This window comes from Paracoccus marcusii (assembly GCF_028621715.1).
Taxonomy (GTDB): Bacteria; Pseudomonadota; Alphaproteobacteria; order Rhodobacterales; family Rhodobacteraceae; genus Paracoccus; species Paracoccus marcusii.
Window position 1 is genome coordinate 800,540 of the sequence record NZ_CP117466.1, and the last position, 25,289, is coordinate 825,828.

At 67.8% G+C, this 25,289-nt stretch carries 21 protein-coding genes and 1 riboswitch; of the genes, 10 read left to right on the plus strand and 11 right to left on the minus strand.

The genetic code is table 11. The features are described from left to right. The first annotated feature begins 1 nt into the window (after window position 1). The 5 genes from radC to PRL19_RS03955 all read left to right on the plus strand — a co-directional run bounded on the left by radC (window position 2) and on the right by PRL19_RS03955 (window position 4,652). Window positions 2–760: a RadC family protein gene (gene radC, locus PRL19_RS03935; RefSeq protein WP_045982683.1), complete on the plus strand. Its 759-nt coding sequence runs from the start codon at window positions 2–4 to the stop codon at window positions 758–760. A 178-nt stretch (window positions 761–938) separates the two neighbouring features. Beyond that, on the plus strand, window positions 939–1,502 hold the full coding sequence (gene petA / locus PRL19_RS03940) for a ubiquinol-cytochrome c reductase iron-sulfur subunit (protein WP_045982684.1): 564 nt from the start codon (window positions 939–941) through the stop codon (window positions 1,500–1,502). Window positions 1,503–1,513: 11 nt separating this feature from the next. Further along, window positions 1,514–2,854: a cytochrome b gene (gene petB / locus PRL19_RS03945; protein WP_045982685.1), complete on the plus strand. Its 1,341-nt coding sequence runs from the start codon at window positions 1,514–1,516 to the stop codon at window positions 2,852–2,854. Window positions 2,855–2,868: 14 nt separating this feature from the next. Then, window positions 2,869–3,660: a cytochrome c1 gene (locus PRL19_RS03950; RefSeq protein WP_046000445.1), complete on the plus strand. Its 792-nt coding sequence runs from the start codon at window positions 2,869–2,871 to the stop codon at window positions 3,658–3,660. Window positions 3,661–3,773: 113 nt separating this feature from the next. Next, window positions 3,774–4,652: a ribokinase gene (locus PRL19_RS03955; protein WP_273743940.1), complete on the plus strand. Its 879-nt coding sequence runs from the start codon at window positions 3,774–3,776 to the stop codon at window positions 4,650–4,652. Here the strand turns inward: PRL19_RS03955 and aroC are convergent. Together aroC and mutS are read right to left on the minus strand one after the other, a co-directional pair. After that, window positions 4,640–5,740 carry a chorismate synthase gene (aroC, locus tag PRL19_RS03960; protein WP_273743941.1) on the minus strand — a complete coding sequence of 367 codons (1,101 nt, stop codon included), beginning with the start codon at window positions 5,738–5,740 and terminating at the stop codon, window positions 4,640–4,642. The genes PRL19_RS03955 and aroC overlap by 13 nt on opposite strands. Next, the gene (gene mutS, locus PRL19_RS03965; RefSeq protein WP_273743942.1) at window positions 5,737–8,358 is read right to left on the minus strand and encodes a DNA mismatch repair protein MutS; all 2,622 of its coding nucleotides are present in this window, start codon (window positions 8,356–8,358) and stop codon (window positions 5,737–5,739) included. The genes aroC and mutS overlap by 4 nt, the downstream gene beginning before the upstream one ends. A gap of 58 nt (window positions 8,359–8,416) precedes the next feature. After that, window positions 8,417–8,516, plus strand: a riboswitch (TPP riboswitch). Between the two features lie 30 nt (window positions 8,517–8,546). On the opposite strand from mutS, the gene PRL19_RS03970 reads away from it, so the two are divergent. The 3 genes from PRL19_RS03970 to PRL19_RS03980 are packed head-to-tail and all read left to right on the plus strand — an operon-like array spanning window position 8,547 to window position 11,708. After that, window positions 8,547–9,518 (plus strand): thiamine ABC transporter substrate-binding protein, encoded by a 972-nt coding sequence (locus tag PRL19_RS03970; protein WP_273743943.1) that lies wholly within the window; start codon window positions 8,547–8,549, stop codon window positions 9,516–9,518. Further along, complete coding sequence (locus tag PRL19_RS03975) at window positions 9,497–11,032, plus strand: ABC transporter permease family protein (RefSeq protein ID WP_273743944.1); 1,536 nt, start codon at window positions 9,497–9,499, stop codon at window positions 11,030–11,032. Before PRL19_RS03970 ends, PRL19_RS03975 begins: the two co-directional genes overlap by 22 nt. After that, window positions 11,022–11,708 (plus strand): thiamine ABC transporter ATP-binding protein, encoded by a 687-nt coding sequence (locus PRL19_RS03980; protein WP_273743945.1) that lies wholly within the window; start codon window positions 11,022–11,024, stop codon window positions 11,706–11,708. Before PRL19_RS03975 ends, PRL19_RS03980 begins: the two co-directional genes overlap by 11 nt. Here the strand turns inward: PRL19_RS03980 and PRL19_RS03985 are convergent. The 4 genes from PRL19_RS03985 to PRL19_RS04000 form a co-directional block, all read right to left on the minus strand. Then, window positions 11,705–11,809 carry a DUF2474 family protein gene (locus PRL19_RS03985; RefSeq protein WP_139598676.1) on the minus strand — a complete coding sequence of 35 codons (105 nt, stop codon included), beginning with the start codon at window positions 11,807–11,809 and terminating at the stop codon, window positions 11,705–11,707. The genes PRL19_RS03980 and PRL19_RS03985 overlap by 4 nt on opposite strands. After that, window positions 11,809–12,840, minus strand: a complete 1,032-nt coding sequence (gene cydB, locus PRL19_RS03990) for a cytochrome d ubiquinol oxidase subunit II (protein WP_127897492.1) — start codon at window positions 12,838–12,840, stop codon at window positions 11,809–11,811. The genes PRL19_RS03985 and cydB overlap by 1 nt, the downstream gene beginning before the upstream one ends. A gap of 2 nt (window positions 12,841–12,842) precedes the next feature. After that, complete coding sequence (locus PRL19_RS03995; RefSeq protein WP_273743947.1) at window positions 12,843–14,282, minus strand: cytochrome ubiquinol oxidase subunit I; 1,440 nt, start codon at window positions 14,280–14,282, stop codon at window positions 12,843–12,845. 644 nt (window positions 14,283–14,926) lie between these two features. Next, complete coding sequence (locus PRL19_RS04000; protein ID WP_273743948.1) at window positions 14,927–15,337, minus strand: VOC family protein; 411 nt, start codon at window positions 15,335–15,337, stop codon at window positions 14,927–14,929. Window positions 15,338–15,594: 257 nt separating this feature from the next. On the opposite strand from PRL19_RS04000, the gene PRL19_RS04005 reads away from it, so the two are divergent. Continuing rightward, a complete protein-coding gene (locus tag PRL19_RS04005) occupies window positions 15,595–16,143 on the plus strand; it encodes a GNAT family N-acetyltransferase (RefSeq protein ID WP_420704421.1) in 549 nt (182 codons plus the stop codon). A 47-nt stretch (window positions 16,144–16,190) separates the two neighbouring features. On the opposite strand, the gene PRL19_RS04010 is transcribed toward PRL19_RS04005, so the two are convergent. After that, window positions 16,191–17,078 carry a LysR family transcriptional regulator gene (locus PRL19_RS04010; RefSeq protein ID WP_273743950.1) on the minus strand — a complete coding sequence of 296 codons (888 nt, stop codon included), beginning with the start codon at window positions 17,076–17,078 and terminating at the stop codon, window positions 16,191–16,193. Window positions 17,079–17,208: 130 nt separating this feature from the next. Between PRL19_RS04010 and ampC the strand changes: the two genes are divergently transcribed. Continuing rightward, the gene (ampC, locus tag PRL19_RS04015) at window positions 17,209–18,369 is read left to right on the plus strand and encodes a class C beta-lactamase (RefSeq protein WP_273743951.1); all 1,161 of its coding nucleotides are present in this window, start codon (window positions 17,209–17,211) and stop codon (window positions 18,367–18,369) included. A 75-nt stretch (window positions 18,370–18,444) separates the two neighbouring features. On the opposite strand, the gene PRL19_RS04020 is transcribed toward ampC, so the two are convergent. The 4 genes from PRL19_RS04020 to PRL19_RS04035 all read right to left on the minus strand — a co-directional run bounded on the left by PRL19_RS04020 (window position 18,445) and on the right by PRL19_RS04035 (window position 25,072). Then, window positions 18,445–20,625, minus strand: a complete 2,181-nt coding sequence (locus PRL19_RS04020; protein WP_273743952.1) for a TRAP transporter permease — start codon at window positions 20,623–20,625, stop codon at window positions 18,445–18,447. 106 nt (window positions 20,626–20,731) lie between these two features. After that, a complete protein-coding gene (locus PRL19_RS04025; protein WP_045982785.1) occupies window positions 20,732–21,706 on the minus strand; it encodes a TAXI family TRAP transporter solute-binding subunit in 975 nt (324 codons plus the stop codon). A gap of 193 nt (window positions 21,707–21,899) precedes the next feature. Beyond that, window positions 21,900–23,255 (minus strand): sigma-54-dependent transcriptional regulator, encoded by a 1,356-nt coding sequence (locus tag PRL19_RS04030; protein WP_273743953.1) that lies wholly within the window; start codon window positions 23,253–23,255, stop codon window positions 21,900–21,902. Next, window positions 23,252–25,072: a sensor histidine kinase gene (locus PRL19_RS04035; protein WP_273743954.1), complete on the minus strand. Its 1,821-nt coding sequence runs from the start codon at window positions 25,070–25,072 to the stop codon at window positions 23,252–23,254. The genes PRL19_RS04030 and PRL19_RS04035 overlap by 4 nt, the downstream gene beginning before the upstream one ends. Between the last annotated feature and the right edge of the window lie 217 nt (window positions 25,073–25,289).

Below are 25,289 nucleotides of genomic sequence, written 5' to 3' on the forward strand. Positions count from 1 at the left end.
CATGGACCCGAATCGTTCCTTTGGGGAAATGCCCCTGCCCTTGTTCAGCCCGGCCGCGGATGACGTGGTGCCGGCCACCAAGGCCGCACCCTCCTATCTGGCCGATCACCGGGCACGGCTGCGCGAACGGTTCCTGCAGGGCGGCGCGACCGCGATGCCCGATTACGAGCTTTTGGAGCTGGTGCTGTTCCGCGCCATCCCACGCCAGGACGTCAAACCGCTGGCCCGCCGCCTGATCGAGACCTTCGGCGATTTCAACCGCGTGGTCACCGCGCCGCCCGCCCGGCTGCAGGCGGTCGACGGTGTCGGACCCGCGGTCGTCACCGAACTGAAGATCGTCGAGGCCGCGGCGCAGCGCATGGCCCGCGCCCGCATCATGCACCGCCCGGTCCTGTCCAGCTGGCAGTCGCTGCTGGACTATTGCCACACCGCGATGGCGCATCGCGAGATCGAGCAGTTCCGCGTGCTGTACCTGGACCGCAAGAACGTCCTGATCGCGGACGAGGAGCAGTCGCGCGGCACGGTGGACCACGTCCCCGTCTATCCGCGCGAGATCATCCGCCGCGCATTGGAGCTGAACGCCTCGGCGCTGATCCTGGTGCATAACCATCCCTCGGGCGATCCGACGCCCTCGGACAGCGACATCGCCATGACGGCGCGCATCGGGCAGGCCGCGGAAAGCATGGGAATCACCATCCACGACCACCTGATCATCGGCAAGTCGCGCGAGCTGTCGTTCCGGTCCGAGGGCCTGCTCTGATCCCCGCGGGGGGTGCAGCATTTGTGCCCGATGCGTCGAATTGCAACGGGCCGCGACGGCTTATCATCTGGACTGACGAGGAATTGAGGGCTAGAACCGCCCCGCGAAGGCTGCGTTTCGGACGCGGCCCGGAATGTCGTATCGGCCTGCATTGACGGCCCGAATTGGAGTATGACCCGTGTCCCACGCAGATGACCACGTAGGCACCCGGAGGGATTTCCTCTATTATGCCACGGCGGGCGCAGGCACGGTGGCCGCCGGTGCCGCCGCCTGGACCCTTGTGAATCAGATGAACCCCTCGGCCGACGTGCAGGCGCTGGCCTCGATCCAGGTCGATGTCAGCGGCGTCGCCGCCGGGTCGCAGATCACCGTGCTGTTCCTGGGCAAGCCCGTGTTCATCCGCCGCCGGACCCCCGAGGAGATCGAGGCCGGACGTGCGGTCGAGCTGAGCGAGCTGCCCGACCAGAACGCCCAGAACCCCAATCTGGCCGACGGATCGCCCGCCACCGACGCGAACCGCGCGCTGGACGAGACCGGCGAATGGCTGGTCCAGATCGGCGTCTGCACCCATCTGGGCTGCGTGCCCATCGGTGACGGCGCGGGCGATTTCGGCGGCTGGTTCTGCCCCTGCCACGGCAGCCATTACGACACCGCAGGCCGCATCCGTCGCGGGCCCGCGCCGCAGAACATGCATATTCCGCTGGCGTCGTTCGTGAACGACACCACCATTCAGCTGGGTTAAGGAGGGTTATCATGGCCGGAATTCCGCACGACCATTACGAGCCCAAGTCGGGCTTCGAACGCTGGCTTCACCGCCGCCTGCCCGTCGCCGGCGTGCTTTACGACACGCTGATGATCCCCACGCCCAAGAACCTGAACTGGATGTGGATCTGGGGGATCGTGCTGGTCTTCTGCCTGGTGCTGCAGATCGTCACGGGCATCGTCCTGGTGATGCACTATACCCCGCATGTCGACATGGCCTTCGCCAGCGTCGAGCACATCATGCGCAACGTCAACGGCGGCTACATGCTGCGCTACATCCACATGAACGGCGCGTCGCTGTTCTTCGTGGCCGTGTACCTGCACATCTTCCGCGGCCTCTACTACGGCAGCTACAAGGCCCCGCGCGAGGTCACCTGGATCATCGGCATGCTGATTTACCTGTTGATGATGGCCACCGCCTTCATGGGCTACGTGCTGCCCTGGGGTCAGATGTCCTTCTGGGGCGCGACCGTGATCACAGGCCTGTTCGGCGCCATTCCGGGCGTGGGTGAAACGCTGCAGACCTGGCTGCTTGGCGGACCCGCGGTCGGCAACGCGACGCTGAACCGCTTCTTCTCTTTGCACTACCTGCTGCCCTTCATCATCGCGGGCCTGGTCATCGTCCACGTGTGGGCCTTCCACACCACGGGCAACAACAACCCGACCGGCATCGAGGTGCGTCGCACCAGCAAGGAGGAGGCCGCCAAGGACACCCTGCCCTTCTGGCCCTACTTCGTCATCAAGGACCTGTTCGCGCTGGCCGTCATCCTGGCCGTGTTCTTCGCGATCGTGGGCTTCATGCCCAACTATCTGGGCCACCCGGACAACTACATCGAGGCCAACGCGCTGGCCACGCCCGCGCATATCGTGCCCGAATGGTACTTCCTGCCCTTCTACGCGATCCTGCGCGCCTTCGACGCCGAGGTGTGGCTGGTCCAGCTGGTCCAGTTCGTGACCTTCGGCATCGTCGACGCCAAGTTCTTCGGCGTGCTGGCGATGTTCGGCGCCATCGTGGTGATGGGCCTGGCGCCCTGGCTGGACACCAGCCGCGTGCGCTCGGGCCGCTATCGTCCGCAGTTCAAGTGGTGGTTCTGGCTGCTGGCGGTCGACTTCGTCGTCCTGACCTGGGTCGGTGCCATGCCCACCGAGGGGCCCTATCCCTACATCGCGCTGGCTGCCGCGGCCTACTGGTTCGGCTACTTCCTGGTAATCCTGCCGCTGCTGGGCGTGATCGAGAAGCCGGAGCCCATGCCCGCCACGATCGAGGAAGACTTCAACGAACACTACGCGCCCAAGGTTGGTGGAACCAGCCTGACGCAGCCGGCCGAATGAGAGGACCAAGGATCATGCTGAAAGCACTAGCGATCGCCGCCGTCACGGCCCTTGGCCTGTCCGGACCGGCGATGGCCGCAGGCGAAGGCGGGCACATCGAGGATGTCGCCTTCCCGCACGAGGGGCCGTTCGGCGCATACGACCAGTTCCAGCTGCAGCGCGGGTTGCAGGTCTATACCGAGGTCTGCTCGGCCTGCCACGGCCTGAAATACGTCGCCATCCGCACCCTGGCGGATGAAGGCGGCCCCGGCCTGCCCGAGGATCAGGTCCGCGCCTATGCGGCCGAACTGCTGCCGGTCTTCGACGACGCGATCGGAGAGGAGCGTCCGCGCACCATCACCGATCACTTCCCGGCAACCTCGGGTGACGGCATGGGCCCGGACCTGTCGCTGATGGCCAAGGCCCGCGCGGGCTTTCACGGCCCCTTCGGCACCGGTCTCAGCCAGCTGGTCAACGGCATGGGCGGTCCGGAATACATCCACGCCCTACTGACCAGCTATACTGGCGAGGACCAGGAACAGGCCGGCACGCTGCTGCACGGCAACACCGCCTTCCCCGGCGGCTGGATCAGCATGGCGGCTCCGCTGTCCGACGGTCAGGTCACCTACGAGGACGGCACCGAGGCGACCGTCGACCAGATGGCGATGGACATCGCGGCCTTCCTGATGTGGACCGCCGAGCCCAAGATGATGGACCGCAAGTCCGTGGGCCTGGTCGCGGTGCTGTTCCTGGTGCTGCTCAGCGCGCTGCTCTATGTCGTGAACAAGCGGCTATGGGCACCCCACAAGGGCAAGCTGCCCGCCTGATCCCGCACGACAGGTCGACATGACAGGACGCGCCCCGCAAGGGGCGCGTCTTTTCACATCTGGACAAGGCCCGGCCCGCCCGGTCACATGGCCGCCAAACGGCGGAGGCGTGCATGGCAATCTGGAACCTGGGCTCGATCAACATCGACCATGTCTATCGGCTGGAGAGCCTGCCCAAGCCCGGAGAGACGCTGGCCTCGCGCGGCTATGCCCAGGGTCTGGGCGGCAAGGGCGCGAACCAGTCGGTCGCCGCGGCGCGCGCGGGCGCGGTCACGCATCACCTGGGCGCAATGGGCACGGGCGATGACTGGGTGCGCGACCGGCTGGCGCAGGCGGGCGTGGACATGGGCCATGTCGCCCGGCTTGCGGATCAGGCGACGGGCCACGCGATCATCCTGCTGGATGCCGATGCGGAAAACGCCATCGTCATCCACCCCGGCGCGAACCGCGCGATCGACGAGGATGCCCTGACGCAGGCCCTCTCCGCCCTGACCCCCGCTGATACGCTGCTGATCCAGAACGAGACGAACGGCCAGGTCGCCGCCGCCCGCGCGGCGCAGGCGCAGGGCGCGCGCGTGATCTATTCCGCCGCCCCTTTCGATCTGGACGCGGTGCGTGCGGTCCTGCCCCATGTGTCAATCCTGGCGATGAACGCCGGAGAGGCGGAGCAGCTGTTCGCGAGCGTCCCCGGCGACCTGCCCGTGCAGGGCCTGCTGATCACCCGCGGCGCGGAGGGTGCCGAATATCGCGACCTGACCACGGGCCAGGTGCACGAGCAGCCCTCGTTCCGCGTGACGCCGGTGGACACCACGGGCGCGGGCGACACCTTCGCGGGCTATTTCGCGGCGGCGTTGGACGGCGGGGCGGATATTCCTGCCGCCCTACGATTGGCCTCGGCCGCGGCGGCGGTCAAGGTCACGCGGGCGGGGGCGGGCGATGCCATCCCCACCCGCGCCGAAGTAGACGCGTTCCTGGCCGATCAGCCGATCTGACCACGCACCCCGCCGGTCTGCGCCCGGTCCATCAGCAGGTGGTCCAGGATCACGCAGGCGGCCATCGCCTCGGCCACCGGCACGGCACGAATGCCCACGCAGGGGTCGTGGCGGCCCTTGGTGATCACGTCGATCTCCTCTCCGCGTGAGTTAATCGATCGGCGGGGCGTGGTGATCGAGCTGGTCGGCTTGATCGCGAAGCGCACGACGATGTCCTGTCCGGTCGAGATGCCGCCCAGAATTCCGCCCGCATGGTTCGACAGGAACTCCGGCCCGTCCGGCCCCATGCGGATCTCGTCCGCGTTCGCCACCCCGGTCAGCGCGGCCGAGGCCATGCCCTCGCCGATCTCGACGGCCTTCACGGCGTTGATCGACATCATCGCGGCGGCCAGATCGGTGTCCAGCTTCGCATAGACTGGCGCGCCGAGGCCCGGCGGGCAGCCCTGAACGCAGACCTCGATGGCCGCGCCGACGCTATTCTGATCCTTGCGGATGCCGTCCAGGTAATCGGACCAGGCCTGAACCGCGCCCGCATCGGGCAGGAAGAACGGATTGTCGTTCACCGCGCCCAAGTCCAGCCGCGCGCGGTCCAGATGCATCGCCCCCATCTGCACCATGTAGCCGGTGATCCGCAGATCGGGCACCAACGCGCCCAGCACCGCCTGCGCGACCGCTCCGGCCGCAACCCGCGCCGCCGTCTCGCGCGCCGAAGACCGGCCCCCGCCGCGATAGTCGCGCACCCCGTATTTCAGATGATAGGTGATGTCGGCATGACCGGGGCGGAAACTGGTCGCGATGTCGCCGTAATCCTTGGACCGCTGATCGGTGTTCTCGATCATCAGCTGGATCGCGGTGCCGGTGGTGACGCCCTCGAAGACGCCGGACAGGATGCGGACCTGGTCGGGTTCGCGCCGCTGCGTGGTGTGCTTGGACGTGCCGGGGCGGCGGCGGTCCATGAAGCACTGGATATACTCCTCGCTCAGGGGCACGCCGGGCGGCACGCCGTCCACCGTCGCGCCCAGGGCGGGGCCGTGGCTTTCGCCCCAGGTGGTAAAGCGGAACTCGCGGCCGAAGGTGTTGTAGCTCATGGGCGCGTCTCCTCGGACAGGGCTTTCAGTTCATAGATCAGGTCCAGCGCCTCGCGCGGGGACAGGGCGTCGGGATGGACCGCCTTCAGGCGATCATCCAGCGGGCGGGCCTTGGGCGCGGGCGGCGGGGCGGCGCGGAACAGCGGCAGGTCGTCGATCAGCGCCACGGGGCGCGCCGACTGACGCTCTCCGCTTTCCAGCGCGGTCAGGACGGTGCGGGCGCGTTCCACGACGGAGGCGGGCAGGCCCGCCAGCCGCGCGACCTGCACGCCATAGCTGCGGTCGGCCGCGCCTTTCTTGACTTCGTGCAGGAAGATCACCTCGCCCTGCCATTCGCGCACGGTGACGGTGGCGTTCTCGACGCCCTCCAGCTTGGCCGACAGCGCCGTCATCTCATGGTAATGCGTGGCGAACAGCGCCCGGCAGCGGTTGGCGGCATGCAGATGCTCCATCACCGCCCAGGCGATCGACAGCCCGTCCCAGGTCGAGGTGCCGCGCCCGATCTCGTCCAGGATCACCAGCGCGCGGTCATCGGCCTGGTTCAGGATCGCGGCCGTTTCCACCATCTCGACCATGAAGGTCGAGCGCCCCCGCGCCAGATCGTCGGCGGCCCCCACGCGGGAAAACAGCTGGCTGACCAGCCCGATATGCGCCGCGCGCGCCGGAACAAAGGCCCCGGCCTGCGCCAGCACCGCGATCAGCGCGTTCTGCCGCAGGAAGGTCGACTTGCCCGCCATGTTCGGCCCGGTCAGCAGCCAGATCGCGGGCGTGGCCCCGGTGGTCAGGTCGCAGTCGTTGGCGACGAAGCTTTCCGCCTTCCGGCGCAGCGCGCGTTCCACGACCGGATGGCGGCCCCCTTCGATGACGAAGGCGCGGCTGTCATCGACGCGCGGCCGGACCCAGCCCTCGCCCGAGGCAAGATCGGCAAAGGCGCAGGCCAGGTCGATCTCGGCCAGGGCGCGGGCCGCCTGCCCGATCCGCGCCGCCTGATCCAGGATCGCCGTCCGCAGGCGGTCGAAGATGCCGCGTTCGATCTCCAATGCGCGATCGCGGGCGTTCAGGATGCGGGTCTCCAGCTCGGACAGCTCCACCGTGGTGAAGCGGATCTGGTTCGCGGTGGTCTGGCGATGGATGAAGGTCTGGTTCAGCGGCGCGGCCATCATGCGCTCGGCATGGGTGGTCGTCGTCTCGATGAAATAGCCCAGGACGTTGTTGTGCTTGATCTTCAGGCTGCCGACCCCGGCCAGGGCCGCGTAATCGGCCTGCATCCCGGCGATGACGCCGCGCCCCTCGTCGCGCAGGCGCCGGGTCTGGTCCAGATCGGCGTCATGCCCCTCGGCCACGAAGCCGCCATCCCGCGCCAGCAGAGGCGGCTCTGCCACAAGTGCATCATCCAGCAGGTCAACCAGCGTCTCATGCCCGACCAGATCGCCCGCCGCATCGCGCAGCACGGGCGGCGCATCACCGGGCAGCCGCGCCGCGATGGCCGCGCCCTGCGTCAGCCCTGCACGGATCGCGGCCAGATCGCGCGGACCGCCCCGGTCCAGCGCCAGCCGCGACAGCGCCCGGTCCATGTCCGGCACCCGCGCCAGCGCGCCGCGCAGATCCGAAAGCAACCGCGCATCCCCCGCCAGCGCCGCCACCGCGTCATGGCGCGCCGCGATCAGGCCCAGATCGCGCGACGGTGCGCTGATCCGTCGCTCCAGCAGCCGCGCGCCCGGCGCGGTCACCGTGCGGTCGATGGCCGCCAGCAGCGATCCGTCGCGCCCGCCCGACAGGGCCTGGGTCAGTTCCAGATTGCGCCGGGTCGCGGCGTCGATCTGCATCGCGCCGCCCGCGCGTTCGCGCACCGGCGGGCGCAGCAGCGGCAGGCGGCCCTTCTGCGTCATGTCCAGATAATCGACGATGGCCCCCATCGCGGCCAGCTCCGCCCGGGTGAAGCTGCCGAAGCCGTCCAGCGTCTCGACGCCATAGAGCGCGCAGAGCCGCCGCGTGCCCGCATTGCTGTCGAAGGCGCTGGCATGCAGGTCGGTCATCACCGCGCCCGCGTCACCGATCAGCTCTTCCAGCCCGGTGTCGCAGGCCAGGACCTCGCGCGGGGCCAGCCGCGCCAGTTCGGGGGCCAGACGCGGCAGGGGGCAATCCATCACCGAAAACGCGCCGGTCGAGATATCGACCCAGGCCACCGCGCCCTCCTCGCGGACCACCACGAAGGCCGCCAGATAGTTGTGCCGCCGCGCCTCCAACAGCGATTCCTCGGTCAGGGTGCCCGGCGTCACCAGCCGCACCACGTCGCGCGCCACGACCGATTTCGAGCCGCGCTTCTTGGCCTCGGCGGGGTCCTCCATCTGTTCGGCGATGGCCACGCGGAAACCCTTGCGGATCAGCGTCAGCAGATAGCCCTCGGCCGCGTGGACCGGCACGCCGCACATCGGGATCGGCTTGCCCAGATGGGTGCCGCGTTTCGTCAGCGCGATGTCCAGCGCGGCGGCGGCGGCGACCGCGTCGTCGAAGAACATCTCATAGAAATCGCCCATGCGATAGAACAGCAGCGCGCCGGGATTGGCCTCCCGGATCGCAAGATACTGCGCCATCATCGGCGTGGGCTGATCAGACATGTCCTTGGTCATGGGCGGTTTCTATCCGCTTGCGCGGGCGCGCGAAACCTCTACATTCGGGATCACCTCGGGGTGCCCCATGCGGGCTGAGACGCGACAGCGGACCCGTAGAACCTGATCCGGCTCACACCGGCGGAGGGAAGGTGCGCACCCCCTTCTTTTCGATCACCCGACAAGAGAGGCTGCCGATGAAATCCGTCCTGATCCCCGCTTTGCTGCTGGCCGGCCCCGCTTTGGCCCAGGATCGCGTCCTGACCGTCTATGCCGGCGACAGCGTCACCAGCGAATGGGGCCCCGGCCCCGCCATCGAAGAGGGGTTCGAGGCGATCTGCGACTGCGACCTGCAATTCGTGACCGGCGACGTGCTGCCGCGCATCCTGATGGAGGGGGCGGGCACCCAAGCCGACATCGTCTTCGGCCTGAACACCGACATGACCGCGCGTGCCCGCGCATCGGGTCTGTTCGCGCCGCATGGGCAGGACACGTCCGACCTGTCGCTGCCCATCGCGTGGGAGGACGACATCTTCCTCCCCTACAACTGGGGCGAGACGGCCTTCGTCTATGACGCGACCCGGCTGGAGAACCCGCCCGCCAGCTTTGCCGAGCTGCTGGAGGCCGAGGACATCAGCATCGTCATCCAGGACCCGCGCAGTTCGGTGTCGGGTCTGGCGATGCTGCTGTGGGTCAAGTCGGTCTATGGCGATCAGGCGGGCGAGGCCTGGGCAAAGCTCGCCCCCAAGGTGCTGACCGTCACCCGCGGCTGGTCCGAATCCTATGGCCTGTTCACCGACGGAGAGGCGGACATGGTCCTGTCCTACACCACCTCGCCCGCCTATCACATCGCCGCCGAGGAGGACGACACCAAGCGCGCCGCGATCTTCCCCGAGGGGCATTACTTCATGGCCGAACTGGTGGCCCAGGTCGCGGGCACCGATCAGCCGGAACTGGCGCAAGCCTTCATGGACTGGGTGCTGACCCCCAATTTCCAGGCGACGATCCCGCTGGCCAACTGGTCCCTGCCCGCGAAACTGCCCCAGGCCGACTGGCCGCAGGTGATGCGCGACCTGCCCCGCCCCGACAAGACCCTGTTCCTGTCCGAGGACGAGGCAGAGGCCCTGCGCGCCCCCGCCCTGGACGAATGGCAGCGGGCTTTCCGCTGAGCATCGGCCACGCCATCGCGGGCGCGCTGGCAGCGCTGATCCTGGGCACGCTGGCGGCGGTGGCCTGGGTCGCGGGCGGGCTGTCGGGCCTGACCGAATGGGACCTGCGCGCCGTCTGGTTCACCCTTTGGCAGGCCGCGCTGTCCGCCACCCTGTCGGCCGCGCTGGCCGTGCCGGTGGCGCGCGCGCTGGCGCGGCGGCGGTTCCGGGGGCGCGGGCTGCTGGTCACGCTGCTGGGCGCGCCCTTCATCCTGCCGGTGATCGTGGCGGTCCTGGGTCTGATCGCGATTTTCGGGCGCAACGGCGCGCTGAACGGCGCGCTGGAGGCCCTGGGCCTGCCCGCCATCGGCATCTATGGCTGGCAGGGGGTGATCCTGGCGCATGTGTTCTTCAACCTGCCGTTGTCGGTGCGGCTGATCCTGCAGGGCTGGCAGGCGATTCCCGCCGAACGCTTCCGGCTGGCCGCATCCCTGGATTTCGCGCCCCGCGACATCGCCCGCCATCTGGAACGCCCGATGCTGCGCGGCGTGCTGCCCGGCGTCTGGCTGGCGGTGTTCCTGGTCTGCCTGACATCGTTCACGGTGGCGCTGGCCCTGGGCGGAGGGCCGCGGGCCACGACGGTGGAACTGGCCATCTATCAGGCCTTCCGCTTCGATTTCGACCTGGGCCGGGCGGCGGCCTTGGGGATGGTTCAGATCGCGATCTGCATCGCGGCGGCGGCGCTGGCCGCACGGATCACGGTGCCCGTGGGCTTCGGCGCGGGGCTGGACGCTTTGGGCGGGCCGCCCGCGCCGGGCGGCTGGCGGCGGCTGGCGGATGCGGCGGTGATCGCGGCGGCGGCGGCCTTTCTGCTGGCGCCGCTGATCTCGGTCGCGGCGACGGGCCTGCCGCGCCTGACCGCCCTGCCGCCCGAGGTCTGGCAGGCCACGCGCCGCTCGGTGCTGATGGCGGTGATCTCCGCGCTGCTCTGCGCGGGGGCGGCTCTGGCGCTGGCCCTGACGATGGCGCGGGGCGCGGCCCGGTGGGTCGAGGCCGCAGGCATGCTGCCGCTGATCGCCTCTCCGCTGGTGCTGGGCACGGGGCTGTTCATCCTGCTGCGCGGCACGGTCACGCCGCAGCAGATGGCCCTGCCGGTCACTGCGCTGATCAACGCGGCCATGGCCCTGCCCTTCGCCCTGCGCGCGCTGATCCCGGCGGCGCGGGCGCTGGAACAGGATTACGGCCAGCTTGCCGCATCGCTGGACCTGCGGGGCTGGGCACGGCTGCGCCTTCTGGTGCTGCCCCGTCTGGCGCGCCCCTTGGGCTTTGGCGCCGGGCTGGCGGCGGCGCTGGCCATGGGCGATCTGGGCGTCATCACCCTGTTCGCAGGGGATCGCCCGACCCTGCCGCTGATGCTGTACCAGCTGATGAACGGCTATCGCATGGCCGATGCCGCGGCTTGCGCCCTGCTGCTGATGGGGCTCAGCCTGGGGCTGTTCTGGATGTTCGACATGGGAGGCCGACGTGACGCTTGAATTCCGCGACATCCTGCTGCGACAGGACGACTTCACGCTGACCGCGGACCTGACCGTGCCGCAGGGTCGCCATGCGGTGATCGGCGCCTCGGGGTCGGGCAAGTCGACCCTGCTGACCTTGGTGGCGGGGTTTCTGGCCCCGACAAAGGGCCGGCTGATCTGGGACGGCCAAGATATCACCGACATGACGCCCGGCAAAAGACCAGTGTCGATCCTGTTTCAACACCACAATTTGTTTCCTCATCTAACCGTGAAACAAAATGTAGGGATGGGACTGCGCCCGGACCTGCGTCTGGACCGGGATCAGCAGCGCCGCGTGACGCAGGTGCTGGATCATGTCGGTTTGTCAGGCACGCAGGATCGCCGCCCCGCAGCCCTGTCGGGTGGTCAGCAGAGCCGCGTCGCGCTGGCCCGGGTGCTGCTGCGGGCGCGGCCCCTGCTGCTGCTGGACGAACCCTTCGCGGCGCTAGGTCCGGCGTTGAAGTCGGAGATGCTGACCCTGCTGGCGCAGGTGGCGTCCGACACGACGGTGCTGATGGTGACCCATGATCCGGCCGACGCGCGGGCCTTTGCGCCCGACACCCTGCTGGTCGAGGATGGCGCGGTGCACGCCCCCCGTCCCACCGGGCCGCTGCTGGACGATCCGCCGCCGGGACTGCGCGCCTATCTGGGCTAGGCGATCCACAGGCGGATGATCCAGGCGACGGTGCCGATCACCGCCACGCTGGCCAGCCATATCGCCACGAACCACGCCAGCCGCCGCAGGGATTGCGGCATCAGTGGTACCCCTCCTTGGGGTCCATCTTTCCGCGGAACACCCAATAGGAATAGGCGGTATAGGTCAGGATCACCGGGATCAGCACGGCCGCACCGACCAGCATGAAGATCTGGCTGTTGCGGGGGGCGGCGGCCTCCCAGATCGTGACCTCGACCGGGACGATGTAGGGGAACATCGAGATCCCCAGCCCGACGAAGCCCAGGATGAACATCCCCAGCGCGCAGAGGAACGGCCAGTAGTCGTGATGACGCACCATCAGCGAGGTGAACATGCCGAAGGCCAGGCCCAGCACGGCGGCACCCACCCCCGCTGCCAGCACGATGTTCCAGCCGCCGAACCAGCGGCTGTAATAGCCGTCCTGCAGGAACGGCGTCCACAGGCTGACCACGCCCATGAAGATCACCGTGCCGACACCCAGCACCCAGGCCCGCTTGCGCATGCGCTCCTGCAGGGGGCCGGCGGTCTTCATCACCAACCATGTCGCGCCCAGAAGGGCGTATCCGACCATGACCGCGACGCCGACCATCAGCGTGAAGGGCGTCAGCCAGTCCCACCAGCCGCCGGAATATTCGCGCGCGGCCTTATCGACGTCGATACCCTGCAGCAGCCCGCCCAGGGTGATGCCCTGCGCCAGCGCGGCCACCGCCGATCCGCCGATGAAGGCCACGTCCCAGACCTTGCGCCAGCGCTTGGTGCGCCAGCGGAACTCGAACGCGACGCCGCGGAAGATCAGCGCCAGCAGCATCGCCATGATCGGCGCATACAGCGCCGGCAGGATCAGCGCATAGGCCAGCGGAAAGGCCGCGAACAGCCCGCCCCCGCCCAGGACCAGCCAGGTCTCGTTCCCGTCCCAGACCGGCGCGACCGAGTTCATCATGATGTCGCGGTCCTCGCCCTCGGGTTCGACCGCGAACAGCATGCCCAGGCCCAGGTCGAACCCGTCCAGCACGACATAGACCAGCACCGCAAAGGCGATGACGAAGGCCCAGATGACGGTCAGATCCAGCGAAACGCCTTCTGCGAGGGGCATGGTCACTCTCCGGGTTGGACGTTGCGGGTCGGGTGCTGCTGGGCGGGCGTGGTGCCCGCCGTGCGCGTCGGGCTGTTGGTCACGTCCTTCAACCGCGGTTCGTTATTCGCCGGAGAGCGGCTCATCAGACGCAGGATATAGTATGTCCCCGCCCCGAAGACCGCAAAATAGACGATGATGAAAGCCACCAGCGATGCCCCCACCGCGGCCGCATCCAGGGGTGCGGCGCTGTCCACCGTGCGCAGGTGACCATAGACGGTGAAGGGCTGCCGCCCGACCTCGGTCGTGACCCATCCGGCCAGCACGGCGATCAGCCCTGCGGGCGACATCACAAGGGCGGCGCGGTGCAGCATGGGGCTGTCGAACAGCATCCCCCGCCAGCGCGCCCACAGCGACCAGACCCCGATCCCCAGCATGGCAAAGCCAAGCGCGACCATGATGCGGAACGACCAGAAGACGATGGCCACGGGGGGCTGATCCTCGCGCGGGATAGTGTCCAGGCCCGCAAGCGGCGCGTTCAGGTCGTGCTTCAGGATCAGGGACGACAGCTTGGGGATGCCGATGGCATAGTCCAGGCGCTGTTCGTCCTGGTTCGGGATGCCGAACAGGTACAGCGGCGCGCCTTCGTCATGGCTCTCGAAATGGCCCTCCATCGCCATGACCTTGGCCGGCTGGTGCTCCAGCGTGTTGATGCCGTGGAAATCGCCCAGCACGATCTGGACCGGGGCAAAGATCGCGGCCATCCACATCGCCATGCTGAACATGGTCCGCGTGGCCGGGCTGACCTTGTCGCGGCGGTGCCGATGGCGCAGCAGGTGCAAAGCCGCTACGCCCCCCACGATGAAGGCCGTGGTCAGATAGGCCGCCGTCACCGTGTGCATCAGGCGGAACGGAAAGGACGGGTTGAAGATCACCTGCCAGAAGTCGGTGGGCAGGAACTGCCCAGTCTCGGCGTCGATCTCGAAGCCCGCGGGGGTGTGCATCCAGCTGTTGACCGACAGGATCCAGAAGGCCGAGAACGCCGTGCCCAACGCCACCGCGGCGCAGGCGATCATGTGCAGCGTGGGCCCGACGCGGTCGCGCCCGAACAGCATGATCCCCAGGAACCCGGCCTCCAGGAAGAAGGCCGACAGGACCTCATAGGCCATCGGCGCGCCGATGACCGGCCCCGCCTTGTCGGAAAAGGCTGACCAGTTCGTGCCGAACTGATAGGACATCACGATGCCCGACACGACGCCCATGGCAAAGGCCAGGGCAAAGATCTTGACCCAGTATCGGAACAGATCCAGGTACTTGTGGTCCTTTGTCCACAGCCACAGTCCGTTCAGGACCGCCAGGAAGCTGGCCAGTCCGATTGTGAAGGCGGGGAACAGGAAGTGGAAGCTGACCGTGAAGGCGAACTGGATCCGGGCCAGCAGGATGGCATCTGCATTGTCGAACATCGGGGGCCTTTCACGGCAGGGGCACGCCCCGCGGGCATGTCGGTTTCGGACCGGCCACCGCCTGCACCACGGGCACATGACCGGACCCATCGTCGTCTGGAATCATAGTGCTCCTACTGGTCGCGGCCGCGCAAGGGCATCGATGTCGCGCCCGCCCCCCTGTGGCGCATCTGCGTCACGGGTGGCACCTTGGGCCGATGTCAGGGGTGCACAGGGGGTGAGGCACCGCCGCCTGGTCCTGTATCGACGGTCGGTGGGGTTTGGTTGCTGCACTGCCGGCCCCCCGGACGCGGTTGTGCTTTCCAGGCAATGAATTTGGCGCCATGCGGCGGGAAGCACCGGCAATTTTGCTATGCCCGCCCTGGTGGCATCGACGCTGTCATTTGAGGACGGACCGCGTGGCACGGGTGCTGTCCAACGCATTCCCCGTGCGCATCACGCGCACGATCTATCGGCGGCGGTCGCGGGCGTGCCGCAGCCTCGGATGGGCACGATCCGTGATGGCCGGAGGGGGAAAGGCAGCAGGTGCGACATCATCGGCCGTAGCGGAGGGCGCGGCGGATGGGTGCGTCGAGGATCGCGTCGCGGGTACCGCCGCCCCGATACCCGCGATCCATATCGAGGATACCGGCGCGACGCGGACTTCAGTTGCCCGTTCCGATCGCGACGGAACGGGCATGTTCGATCAAGTCCCAACGATTCCCCCAGGGATCCCTCCAGACGACGACACGCCCGTAAGGCTCGTCGCGCGGAAGCGTCTCGAACGTCACGCCCGCGGCCTGGAGGCGCTGATAGTCGCGCGCGAAATCGTCCGTCTCAAGGAAAAGCCAGACCCGCCCGCCGCCCTGCTCTCCGATGGACGCGGTCTGGCGGTCTCCGACGGCCCGGGCAAGCAGGATCTCGGTATCGCCACCCGGGGGCGCAATCCGCACCCACCGCTTGCCGTCGCCCAGTTCGATATCCTCCCGGCACTCGAAACCGATCCGGCAGAAGAAGTCGAGCGCGTCGTCGTAGTCCGGGACCAGCAGGGACAGGTGGGCGATGCGGGCTGGCATGACATTGTGCTTTCCAACGGGACGGTTGCGGCGCGTTTCTGGGGCACAGCCCGGTCCGCGACAAGCCCGCCCATGGCATTTCGCGATCGTGGCGGGAATGCAGGCACGTGTTCGGCGCACGGCAGTCTTATTCCAATGGCTGTCGATCCGGGCGATGATCATGCACACAGACCATGGAGAAGCGCATGCCCCCGCCCTAGGCGCGCCTGAAGGATCCCGCGTCATATGTCCTGCCGCGGATCGTTCGGACATCCCGGCTGGATCTTTGCCGCGCGAGCGTTGATGACGCCGCCGCGGTGGCGCGGGCCAGGGGCGAAAGTCATGCAGAATTGGTGCCGTGGTTTCACGGAACGATGGGGAACGCCGGACAGGAACGGGATGCCCGATGGCAGTCAGAGCGGCTGGCGGAAGCGGTGGAGGCTGCACAACGACGCGAGCGGCTGTCCTATCTTGCATGGGCCTCGGGCGTCTGTGTCGGCGCCGTCGATTTGATCCCGCAGTGGCGGCGGGGCCAGTTCCGACTGTCCTACTGGGTGCGGTCCTCTGCCTGCCGCCAGGGATATGGGGCCGAGTTGGCGCCCGCGATGATACGGGCTGCCTTTGGGGCCTTGGACGCACGTCTGGTGACGACCGGTCATGCCGCGCCCAACACGGCCAGCGCAGGTCTGGCACGGACGCTGGGCTTCAAGCAGATCGCATGCCAGCCACTTGGGTACGAGATGCCCGACGGCCTGCTGGTGGACGGCATCGCCTATGCCATCGAAGACATCGTCGTCCTGCCACCCCTGAAGGTCGCATGGGCCTGACTGACACGACGGCTTTGCCCCGCACGTGATCGGTCGCGCAGGGGCGGTCAGCCCGTCGCGGGCGGCTGATCCGCCACCTCCCGGCACAGCCACTCTCGAAAGCTGCGCATTCCGCTGGTTTCCGGCCTGGATTGCAGGCGGGTCAGCCAATAGGCGCCTGCGGCAATGGAATGGTCGAACAGGGTCACAAGACGGCCGCGATCCGTCCAGTGGCCGAAAAGCGCAGGTGGCAGCAGCGCGATCCCGTGCCCCTCCGCCGCCATGTCCGCCAGGGCGATGGAGCTGTCCAGCATCGGCCCTCGCAGGGGCGGGCAGGCAAGGCCCAACCCTGCAAACCACCGTTCCCATTCGCCTGTCCGATAGGACCGCAGCAGCGGCTGCTCCAGCATCGCTTGGGGGCCGGACATGGTCCTGGCACGGTCCGGGGCGCACATGGGGGCCAGGGGCGCATCCATGATGCGGGTGGCCTGCAGCCCATGCCACGACCCGTCGCCAAAGCGGATGGCCAGGTCAAGCCCTTCGCCCGGAATGCTGACGCGGTTGTTGTTGGCGAAGATGCGCAGGTCCACCTCGGGATGCGCCGCCTCGAACCTGGCCAGGCGCGGGATCAGCCAGCCCGTCGCAAAGGTTCCGACCACGCCCACATGCAGCGCCTCGTGATAGCGCCCGCCCGAGAACCGGTCCAGCGTCGCGCCGATCAGGTCCAGCGATCCGGTCAGGACCGGGGCCAGGGCCGCACCCTCTTCGGTCAGCACCAGCCCTCGGGGCACACGCCGGAACAGGGCCACGCCAAGGCGTTCCTCGAGGTTGCGGATCTGGTGGCTGAGCGCCGCCTGCGTCACGCACAGTTCGATCGCGGCCTTCGACAGCGTCAGGTGCCGGGCCGCGGCTTCGAAGGCCCGCAGCGCATTCAGGGGGATATTGGGCCGATCCATCACGCATCCATTAGAATTTCTCAACGATAGGGCAAGAAACCATGATTTGATGCCCATGGAGGATCACAATAGCTCTGGCTGGCAAAATTAATTCATGTCGCGGCGCCGTCGCGACGCCAGAGGGAATCCCATGACCATCATCCGAACCGTGGCTGTCGCAGCTGCGCTGCTGACCACCCCCGCCCATGCCCAAGGGCTGACCGAGCAGGCATTCCAGCAGATCAGCGAAAGCGTCTTCCGCCCCGTCATCGAGGAGTTCGACATTCCCGGCATCGCCATCGGCGTGACGATGGACGGACAGCAGTTCTTCTTCACCGATGGATTGGCCGATCGCGCGGCATCGCGCGCTGTCGACCGCGACACGCTGTTCGAGCTGGGATCGAACAGCAAGCTGTTCACCGTGGCCCTGGCGGCCCTTGCGGAACAGCGCGGCCTTTTGTCCCTGCAGGACCCGGTGTCATCCCGGATGCCTGCGCTGGCGGGCAGCGCCTTCGATGCGGTGACGCTGGCCGACCTTGCCGCCCATGCCACGGGTGGCCTGCCCCTGCAGGTGCCAGACGCGGTCACGGACATGGACGGCCTGATGACCTATCTGAACGCCTGGACGCCGCAGGGCGGGGCCGGCACGCTGCGCGCCTATTCCAATGTCAGCATCGGCCTTTTGGGGCTGATCGCGGGAGAGCAGTTCGGGACGACCTACACGGATGCGCTGGCCCGTGACCTTCTTCCCGGACTGGGGCTGGACAGCACCTTCGTCGATGTCCCCGACGCCGAGATGGCGCGCTATGCTTTCGGTTATTCCAGAACGGACGACAGCCCGATCCGCGTCAATCCCGGCATGCTGGATGCCGAGGCCTATGGCATCAAGTCGTCGGTGACCGACATGACCCGTTTCATGGACGCCCATCTGGGCAATCTTACGTTGGAGGGTGAGATCACGGCAGCGCTGGCCCGGACGCGCCGGTCGGACTACGACACCGCCCATTACGCGCAGGCCATGATCTGGGAAGGGTATCCCTGGCCCGTGGATGCCGCTGCGCTGGCGGCCGGAAATTCGCCGGACATGGCGATGTCGCCGCAACCCATGACCAAGGTCGACGCGCGCCAGTTGGAGGGGGACGTCTATCTGAACAAGACGGGGGCGACCAACGGCTTTGGCTCTTACGTCGCGATGGTGCCGTCCGAACGGATCGGCGTCGTGGTCCTGGCGAACCGCAACTATCCCAACCCAGTCCGGGCGGAAGCGACGCGGGAGCTGATCGTGCAACTGCTGGCGCGCGCCAGAGAGTGAACGGCAGTGCTGGATGCACAGGTGACCTGGCCACCATGACGGCTGCGGCCCCGATCCGGGGGCCGCAGCCTTGTTTCAGTCGGCGCGGCCATGCGTCAGGGTTGCAGGCGTCACCATCCGGCGCTGCCAGAGAAACAGCGCGGCGGCCACGGACAGGCCGATGAGGTCGGTTACCCAGCCCACGGCGATCATCGACAGCGCGGCCCCGATCAGCACCAGACGCACCACCATCGACGCGTGCCCGAAGTAGTAGCCGATCACCCCCGCCGACAGCAGGAACATGCCCAGCAGCGCGGTCGCGGTCGCATGGATGATGTCGATCCATTCGCCCTGCATCAGCAGCTCGTGAGAGCCGAAGAACATGAAGGGCACGATGAAGGCCGCAAGGCCAAGGCGGAAGGCCTCGACGCTGGTCTTCATCGGGTCGGACCCCGACAGGGCCGCGCCCGCATAGGCGGCCAAGGCCACCGGCGGCGTGATGGCCGACATCACCGCATAGTAGAAGACGAAGAAATGCGCGACCAGCACCGGCACCCCAAGGGCGATCAGCCCCGGCGCCACCACGGCGGCGGCGACCGCATAGGCGGCGGTGGTGGGCATGCCCATCCCCAGGATGATCGAGATGCACATCGCGAAGAACATCGCCAGATACTGGTTCTGATCCGCGATCGACAGAAGCAGCGACGAGAAGCGCGCCCCAACCCCGGTCAGTGCGATGACGCCCACGATGATGCCCGCCGCGGCGCAGACCGCGACCATCTGGATGGTCATCTTGGCGCCCATGTCCAGCGCGTTGAAGATCTGGCGCGGGCCCATGCGGTGCGGCGTCAGCCAGCTGACCATCGCTGCCGATGCCATGCCCATCGCACCCGCCCGGATCACGGAATAGCCCGCGAACAGCGTATAGATCAGGATGATGATCGGCAGGAACAGATACACCTGGCGGATCAGCACCTTGAACTGCGGCAGCTCGGACCGTGGCAGGCCCTTCATGTCCAGCTTGAGCGCCTGGAGGTCGACCATGAAGTAGACCGACACGAAATACAGCAACGCCGGGATGATCGCGGCGATGACGATGTCGGTATAGGGGATGCCCGTGACCTCGGCCATGATGAAGGCGCCCGCGCCCATGATCGGCGGCAGGATCTGCCCGCCCGAGGAGGCCGTGGCCTCGATCGCGGCCGAGGATTTCGGCGAATAGCCGACCTTCTTCATCAGCGGGATGGTCAGCGAGCCGGTGGACACCACGTTGCCCGCCGAGGTGCCGTTGATCATGCCCATCAGGCCCGATGCAAAGACCGCGACCTTGGCCGGACCGCCCCGTGCCTGACCGGCGCAGGCAAAGGCGAAGTTCACGAAGTAATCGCCCACCTTCGACGCCTGCAGGAAGGCTGCGAAGACGATGAACAGGATTATATAGGTCGAACTGACCGCGATCGGGTCACCCAGGATGCCCTGGTCGGTGAAGATGTAGGTGAAGAACCGCGTCGCCGTATAGCCGCGATGGTTCAGAAAGCCCGGCAGCCACGGCCCCAGGAAGCTGTAGCCGATGAAGACCGCGACGATGATCACCAGCGCGAGGCCCGTCAGGCGGCGCGTCAGCTCCAGGATCAGCATGACCCCGGTGACCGCGGCCCACAGATCGCCCGGCTGCGCCATCGCCGTGCCCGCCCGCATGCGCAGCGCGCCCACGACGAACAGGATGTAGCCCAGGACCGCGATCGAGGCCAGGCACAGGATCAGGTCGCCCGGATAGATCCGCCCCCGGTCCCGCGACGAATAGAGCCAGCCCGCGACGATGGCCGCCCCGGTGCCGATGGCCAGCGGCAGGCCATAGGTGCGGAACCCGAAGGCCGGCGGCATCGCCACCCCGGCCAGCCACCAGGCGCCCCAGGCATAGGCGATGACCGCCAGCCCATAGCCCACGCCCAGGGCCGCCACGCCCAGCAGGGCCAGTTCGGCCATGCCGCGGCGTGCGGGAGCGGTGGCGCTGTCGCTGCGCTGCGTCAGCGCGGAATAGGTCAGAAAGCCGATGATCAGGCCGCCGCAGACATGCATCATGCGGTAGGTCCAGGTCTCCAGCGGATAGACGACCATGACGAACAGGTGGAACAACGTATAGGCGGCGCAGAGGACCGCGATCAGCACACCCGTTCCGGCGCGGGGGTCGCGCTGGTTGGGGGCCATCGGTTCGTCATCGACGCCCTGCGCGATGACGGGTCCGGTCCCTGCCGCAGATGCAGCATCAACTGACATGAGGGGTCTCCGTCGGCAAGGACCGCGCGGACGGGGTCCGGGCAGTCGGTCCGATCATGGGGAAAAGGGAAAAGGGTCCGGGGGCCGCAGCCCCCGGAGAATGCGCTCAGCCGCGCAGTTCGGCCGGGATCTCGACCCCGACCTCGTCGAAGTAACGCACGGCGCCCGGGTGGTAGGGCAGGAAGGTGTTCTTGTCGACGTTCTCGGGCAGGGTCTCGGCGGCGGTGGCATGGATCTGCATCATCGCCTCGTTGCCTTCCATCACCAGCTTGGTGATCTCATAGGCCAGGCTTTCGGGCATGTCCTGATGGGCGACGGCAAAGTTCCACATGGCGACCGTGCCATGCCCCTCGGGGAAGCCCTGGTACATGCCGCCGGGCACCTCGAAGGCGGCCACTTCGGGCATCGCCTCGAGGATCTGCGCGCGCTGCTCCTCGGTGAAGCCGAAGATGTTGACCGGGTTCTCGGCCGCGATCTGGGCAAAGGCGCTGATCGGCACGCCGGCCGCAAAGGCGAAGGCGTCGATCAGGCCGTCCTTGACCTGGCTCGTGGCGTCGTTGGCCCCAGCATAGCTGATGGTCGCGTCGACGCCCAGCACCTCGAAGAAGCGCGGCCAATAGGTGGCGGCGGTGCCGCCCGCCGGTCCGACCGAGACGCGCTTGCCCGCCATGTCGGTGACATCCGCGATGCCCGACGACTGCAGCGCCACGGCTTCGAACGGGGTCTGATACATGGGGAACAGGGCGCGCAGGGCCTTGTGCTCGACCCCCGGCGCCAGTTCGCTGTTGCCTGTCCAGGCCTCATAGGCGGGGCCCATGGTGACCAGGCCGATCTGGTGGTCGCCGGTCTCGACCAGGGTGGCGTTCTGCACCGGGCCGCCGGTGACCTCGCCCGAGGCGTTCAGGTCCAGGTTCTGGCTGATCAGTCCGGCCAGACCGGTGCCATAGATGAAATAGGTGCCGCCTTGGCTGGCGGTACCGATGGTCAGGCTGCTGGGCCAGTCGGCGCGGTCGTCCTGGGCAAAGGCGGGCGACAGGCTGAAGGTGGCCGCGACGGTCGCGGCGACGGTCATGAAACGCATGAAAATCCTCCCAGATTTTTCCGGGGCCGCACGTCTTGCGCGTGGCGGCCCGACAAAGCCCGCTCAGCTAGACCACGCCATGCCCTGCACGCAATGCCGCCATGCGCCGGGCGCGCGGGAAAAGCGCCGCCAAGTCGCGGCGATGGGTGGATTCGGTAACATCGGCGTCATCGCGTGGGTGGAAATCCCCCCATCACGGGTCCGGATCGTCGCCCGCATCGACATAATGCGTCTTGTCGATCATGTATTTCTGCATCTTTTCGTAAAGCGACTTCCGCGACAGGCCAAGCGATTCATAGACCGGCTTCAGCCGCCCGCCATGCGCGGCCAGGGTCGCCACGATCACGTCGCGTTCGAAGGCCGCGACCCGGTGGGCCAGGCGCTGCTGTTCGGGGCTGCGATCCTCGGCCGGTTGCAGGGCGATGCCCAGAGCGTGACGGTCGGCGGCGTTGCGCAGTTCGCGGACATTGCCGGGCCAGGGCCGCTCGGCGATCTCGGCCAGCAGGGCGGGGGGCACGGCCACGGCGGCGCGGCGGTGGCGGGCGGCGGCCTCCTGCACCAGCTTGATGAACAGCAGCTGGATATCCTCGCGCCGCGCGGACAGCGGCGGCATGGTCAGCGTCACCACGTTCAGACGGTACAGCAGATCGGCGCGGAACCGCCCCGCCGCGACCTCCTCCTCCAGCGGCTGGCGCGAGGTCGCGATGAAGCGCACGTCCAGCGCCCGCCCCTCATCCGCGCCCAGGGGGAACATCACCCGGTCCTGGACCACGCGCAGCAGCTTGCCCTGCACGTCCAGGGGCATCGAGCCGATCTCGTCCAGCAGGATGGTGCCACCGCGCGCATGTTCGAATTTTCCGTAACGCGGGCGCAGGGCGCCGGGAAAGGCGCCCGCCTCGTGGCCGAACAGTTCCGATTCGATCAGCGACGCGGGCAGCGCCGCGCAATCGATGGCGATGAAGGGCCGCCCCGCGCGCGGCGACAGGTCGTGCAGGGCACGCGCCACGACCTCCTTGCCGGTGCCGGTCTCTCCGACGATCAGCACGTCGGCCTCGGTCGGGCCGATGGTGCGCAGGCGGCGGCGCAGGTCGATCATCACGTTGGACCGCCCGACCAGCCGCGTCTCCAGGTCGTCGGCCTGTCCCGCCGCCGCCCGCAGGACGCGGTTCTCCAGCACAACCCGGCGGTAATCCATCGCGCGGGACGCGATCTCGGCCAGCTGCGCGCCGTCGAATGGCTTTTCGACGAAATCATAGGCCCCCTCGCGCATCGCCCGCACGGCCAGCTGGATGTCGCCATGCCCGGTCACCAGGATCACCGGGATGTCCACGTCGATCTCGCGGATGCGGCTCATCAGGGTCAGGCCGTCCATGCCCGGCATGCGGATGTCGGTCACCACAATGCCGCCGAAACCGAACCCCACGCGGTCCAGCGCGGATTGGGCATCGGAGGCCTCCTCGACCTCGAACCCCTCCAGCTCCAGGGCCTGGGCGGTCGACAGGCGCATGTCGGGCTCGTCATCAACCAGCAGGATGCGGCCCGCGATCATGGCGCGATCTCGGGCAGGTCGATGCGGAAGGCCGCGCCGCGGTCGCTGGGAAGAATGCGCAATTCGCCTCCGAAATCCTTGATGATGTTGAAAGAGATCGACAGCCCCAGCCCCAGGCCGCTACCCACCCCCTTTGTCGAGAAGAACGGATCGAAGATGCGATCCTCCAACCCCTGTGCAATGCCGGGGCCATTGTCGCTGACGGTCAGCAGGACGCGCCCGTCCGTCCGCCGCCCCTCGATGCGGATCGCGCCGTCGGGGCGGCCGTCCAGCGCGTCCAGCGCATTGGCGACCAGGTTCACTACCACCTGCTGGAACCGCACCGGCCCCGCCCGCACCCGCAACGGCCCCGGCGGCATGTCCACGACCAGCGCGACGGGCTGGCGGTCGATGCGCCAGGCGATCACCTCCAGCGCGTCGCGCAGCACGTCATGAAGGTCCACGTCGGACAGCTGGGCATTGGGCTTGCGGGCAAAGTTGCGAAGGGTGCGGCCGATCTCGGTCATGCGATTGGTCAGCGACAGGATGCGCGTCAGGTTCAGACGGGCATCGGCGGCCCGGTCGCGGTCCAGATAGGTCACCGCGTTGGCGGCAAAGTTGCGCACCGCGCCCAAAGGCTGGTTCAGCTCATGCGACAGGGCCGCCGACATCTGCCCTAGGGCGGCCAGCTTGGCCGATTGCACCAGATGACGCTGCGTGCGGCGCAGCTCGGCCTCGGTGGCGCGACGTTCCGTGACCTCGGCGCCAAGGCGGGCGTTCAGTTGCGCCAGTTCGGCCGTGCGGGCGGCGACGCGCTCTTCCAGCTGGGCCTGGGCCTCGGCCTGGATCGACAGGCGCTCGCGCAGGCGGGCCCGGCGCTGCGCCCAGGCGGTCAGCAGCGCGACCCCCACGCCCAGGATCATCAGCGCCGCCAGCGTCCCGATCAGCGCCTGCCGCCGGGCGGGCGCTGTGTCCAGCAGCACATGCACGGTCCAGTCGGCCTCGGGCATGGCCTCGGAGACGGTCAGGAACTCGCGCCGCGTCTCGGGCAGCTCCAGCCGTCGGATGTCATGACCTGCGGCCTCGCCCGCCACGCGCAGGGGCAGCATCAGCAGCGGTTCGTCATCATAGCGCCGGGTGGCGGCGATGCGCGCCCGCGTCCGGGGCGTCAGCGGCGCGATCGAGCGGAACTGCCAGTCGCGGCGGCTGGCCAGAAAGACGATCCCCTCGCCGTCGGTCACGATCATCTCGTATTCGGCGGCACGCCATCTGTCCTCGATCGCATCCATGTCGACCTTCAGCACCAGCACGCCGACGATCCGCCCCCGGTCCCTGAGCGCCCGGCCAAAGTAATACCCCCGCTTGCCCGAGGTCGTCCCAAGCGCCGAGAACCGCCCCTGCCCCCCAGCCAACGCATCGGTGAAATAGGGACGATAGTCGAACCGTTCGCCCACGAAGCTGAACGCCTGATCGAAGTTGCTGGCGGCCACGGTCATGCCGTCAGGCGCCATGACATAGGCATCCGACAGCCCCATCAGCCGTGCCAGATGGCGCAGATAGAGGTTCGCCGCGGCCAACCGCACCGGATCCGCATCAGGCGCCAGCGCGCGCACCAGGACGGGATTCCGGTCCATGAGGTCGGGCAGCCGCTCGTATCGCGCCAGCTCTCCGCGAAGGCCCGACACGGCAAGCCGCAGGATGTTCTCTCCCTGCGGCACCGTCGCGACGATATAGTATCGCGCCAGAAGGGCGTTTCCGCCGATGGCCACGGCAAGACACAGCGTCATGACCACCAGCGCGACCCAGATGCGCCGTGCATTGCCAGACCTGCCGATCACGGAGCGCGGTCCATCCTCCCGTCGCATCGGATACCCGCCCCCTTGCCCCGACCGCCATCACATCATGAAATCAGCCCATGGTTCAACCGCTCAAGGACCTAAAGCAATGCTCTGCTGGCCGCTTGTTCCGCAGGAAATGGAAGAAGATGTCCATCGACCCTGTTACACAAATCGGCTTATGGTCGGAGTCCCTTTTCCCGGACGGACTTATCCTACG

What these genes read in the sequence shown, in the direction of transcription:
- PRL19_RS03970 (WP_273743943.1), top strand. Translation starts at nt 8,547, where the DNA reads ATGAAATCCGTCCTGATCCCCGCTTTGCTGCTGGCCGGCCCCGCTTTG.
- PRL19_RS03975 (WP_273743944.1), top strand. Translation starts at nt 9,497, where the DNA reads ATGGCAGCGGGCTTTCCGCTGAGCATCGGCCACGCCATCGCGGGCGCG.
- mutS (WP_273743942.1), bottom strand. Translation starts at nt 8,358, where the DNA reads ATGTCTGATCAGCCCACGCCGATGATGGCGCAGTATCTTGCGATCCGG.
- ampC (WP_273743951.1), top strand. Translation starts at nt 17,209, where the DNA reads ATGACCATCATCCGAACCGTGGCTGTCGCAGCTGCGCTGCTGACCACC.
- PRL19_RS03985 (WP_139598676.1), bottom strand. Translation starts at nt 11,809, where the DNA reads ATGCCGCAATCCCTGCGGCGGCTGGCGTGGTTCGTGGCGATATGGCTG.
- PRL19_RS04020 (WP_273743952.1), bottom strand. Translation starts at nt 20,625, where the DNA reads ATGTCAGTTGATGCTGCATCTGCGGCAGGGACCGGACCCGTCATCGCG.
- PRL19_RS04010 (WP_273743950.1), bottom strand. Translation starts at nt 17,078, where the DNA reads ATGGATCGGCCCAATATCCCCCTGAATGCGCTGCGGGCCTTCGAAGCC.
- radC (WP_045982683.1), top strand. Translation starts at nt 2, where the DNA reads ATGGACCCGAATCGTTCCTTTGGGGAAATGCCCCTGCCCTTGTTCAGC.
- PRL19_RS04000 (WP_273743948.1), bottom strand. Translation starts at nt 15,337, where the DNA reads ATGCCAGCCCGCATCGCCCACCTGTCCCTGCTGGTCCCGGACTACGAC.
- PRL19_RS03950 (WP_046000445.1), top strand. Translation starts at nt 2,869, where the DNA reads ATGCTGAAAGCACTAGCGATCGCCGCCGTCACGGCCCTTGGCCTGTCC.
- PRL19_RS03955 (WP_273743940.1), top strand. Translation starts at nt 3,774, where the DNA reads ATGGCAATCTGGAACCTGGGCTCGATCAACATCGACCATGTCTATCGG.
- PRL19_RS04025 (WP_045982785.1), bottom strand. Translation starts at nt 21,706, where the DNA reads ATGCGTTTCATGACCGTCGCCGCGACCGTCGCGGCCACCTTCAGCCTG.
- petB (WP_045982685.1), top strand. Translation starts at nt 1,514, where the DNA reads ATGGCCGGAATTCCGCACGACCATTACGAGCCCAAGTCGGGCTTCGAA.
- aroC (WP_273743941.1), bottom strand. Translation starts at nt 5,740, where the DNA reads ATGAGCTACAACACCTTCGGCCGCGAGTTCCGCTTTACCACCTGGGGC.
- cydB (WP_127897492.1), bottom strand. Translation starts at nt 12,840, where the DNA reads ATGCCCCTCGCAGAAGGCGTTTCGCTGGATCTGACCGTCATCTGGGCC.
- PRL19_RS03995 (WP_273743947.1), bottom strand. Translation starts at nt 14,282, where the DNA reads ATGTTCGACAATGCAGATGCCATCCTGCTGGCCCGGATCCAGTTCGCC.
- PRL19_RS04030 (WP_273743953.1), bottom strand. Translation starts at nt 23,255, where the DNA reads ATGATCGCGGGCCGCATCCTGCTGGTTGATGACGAGCCCGACATGCGC.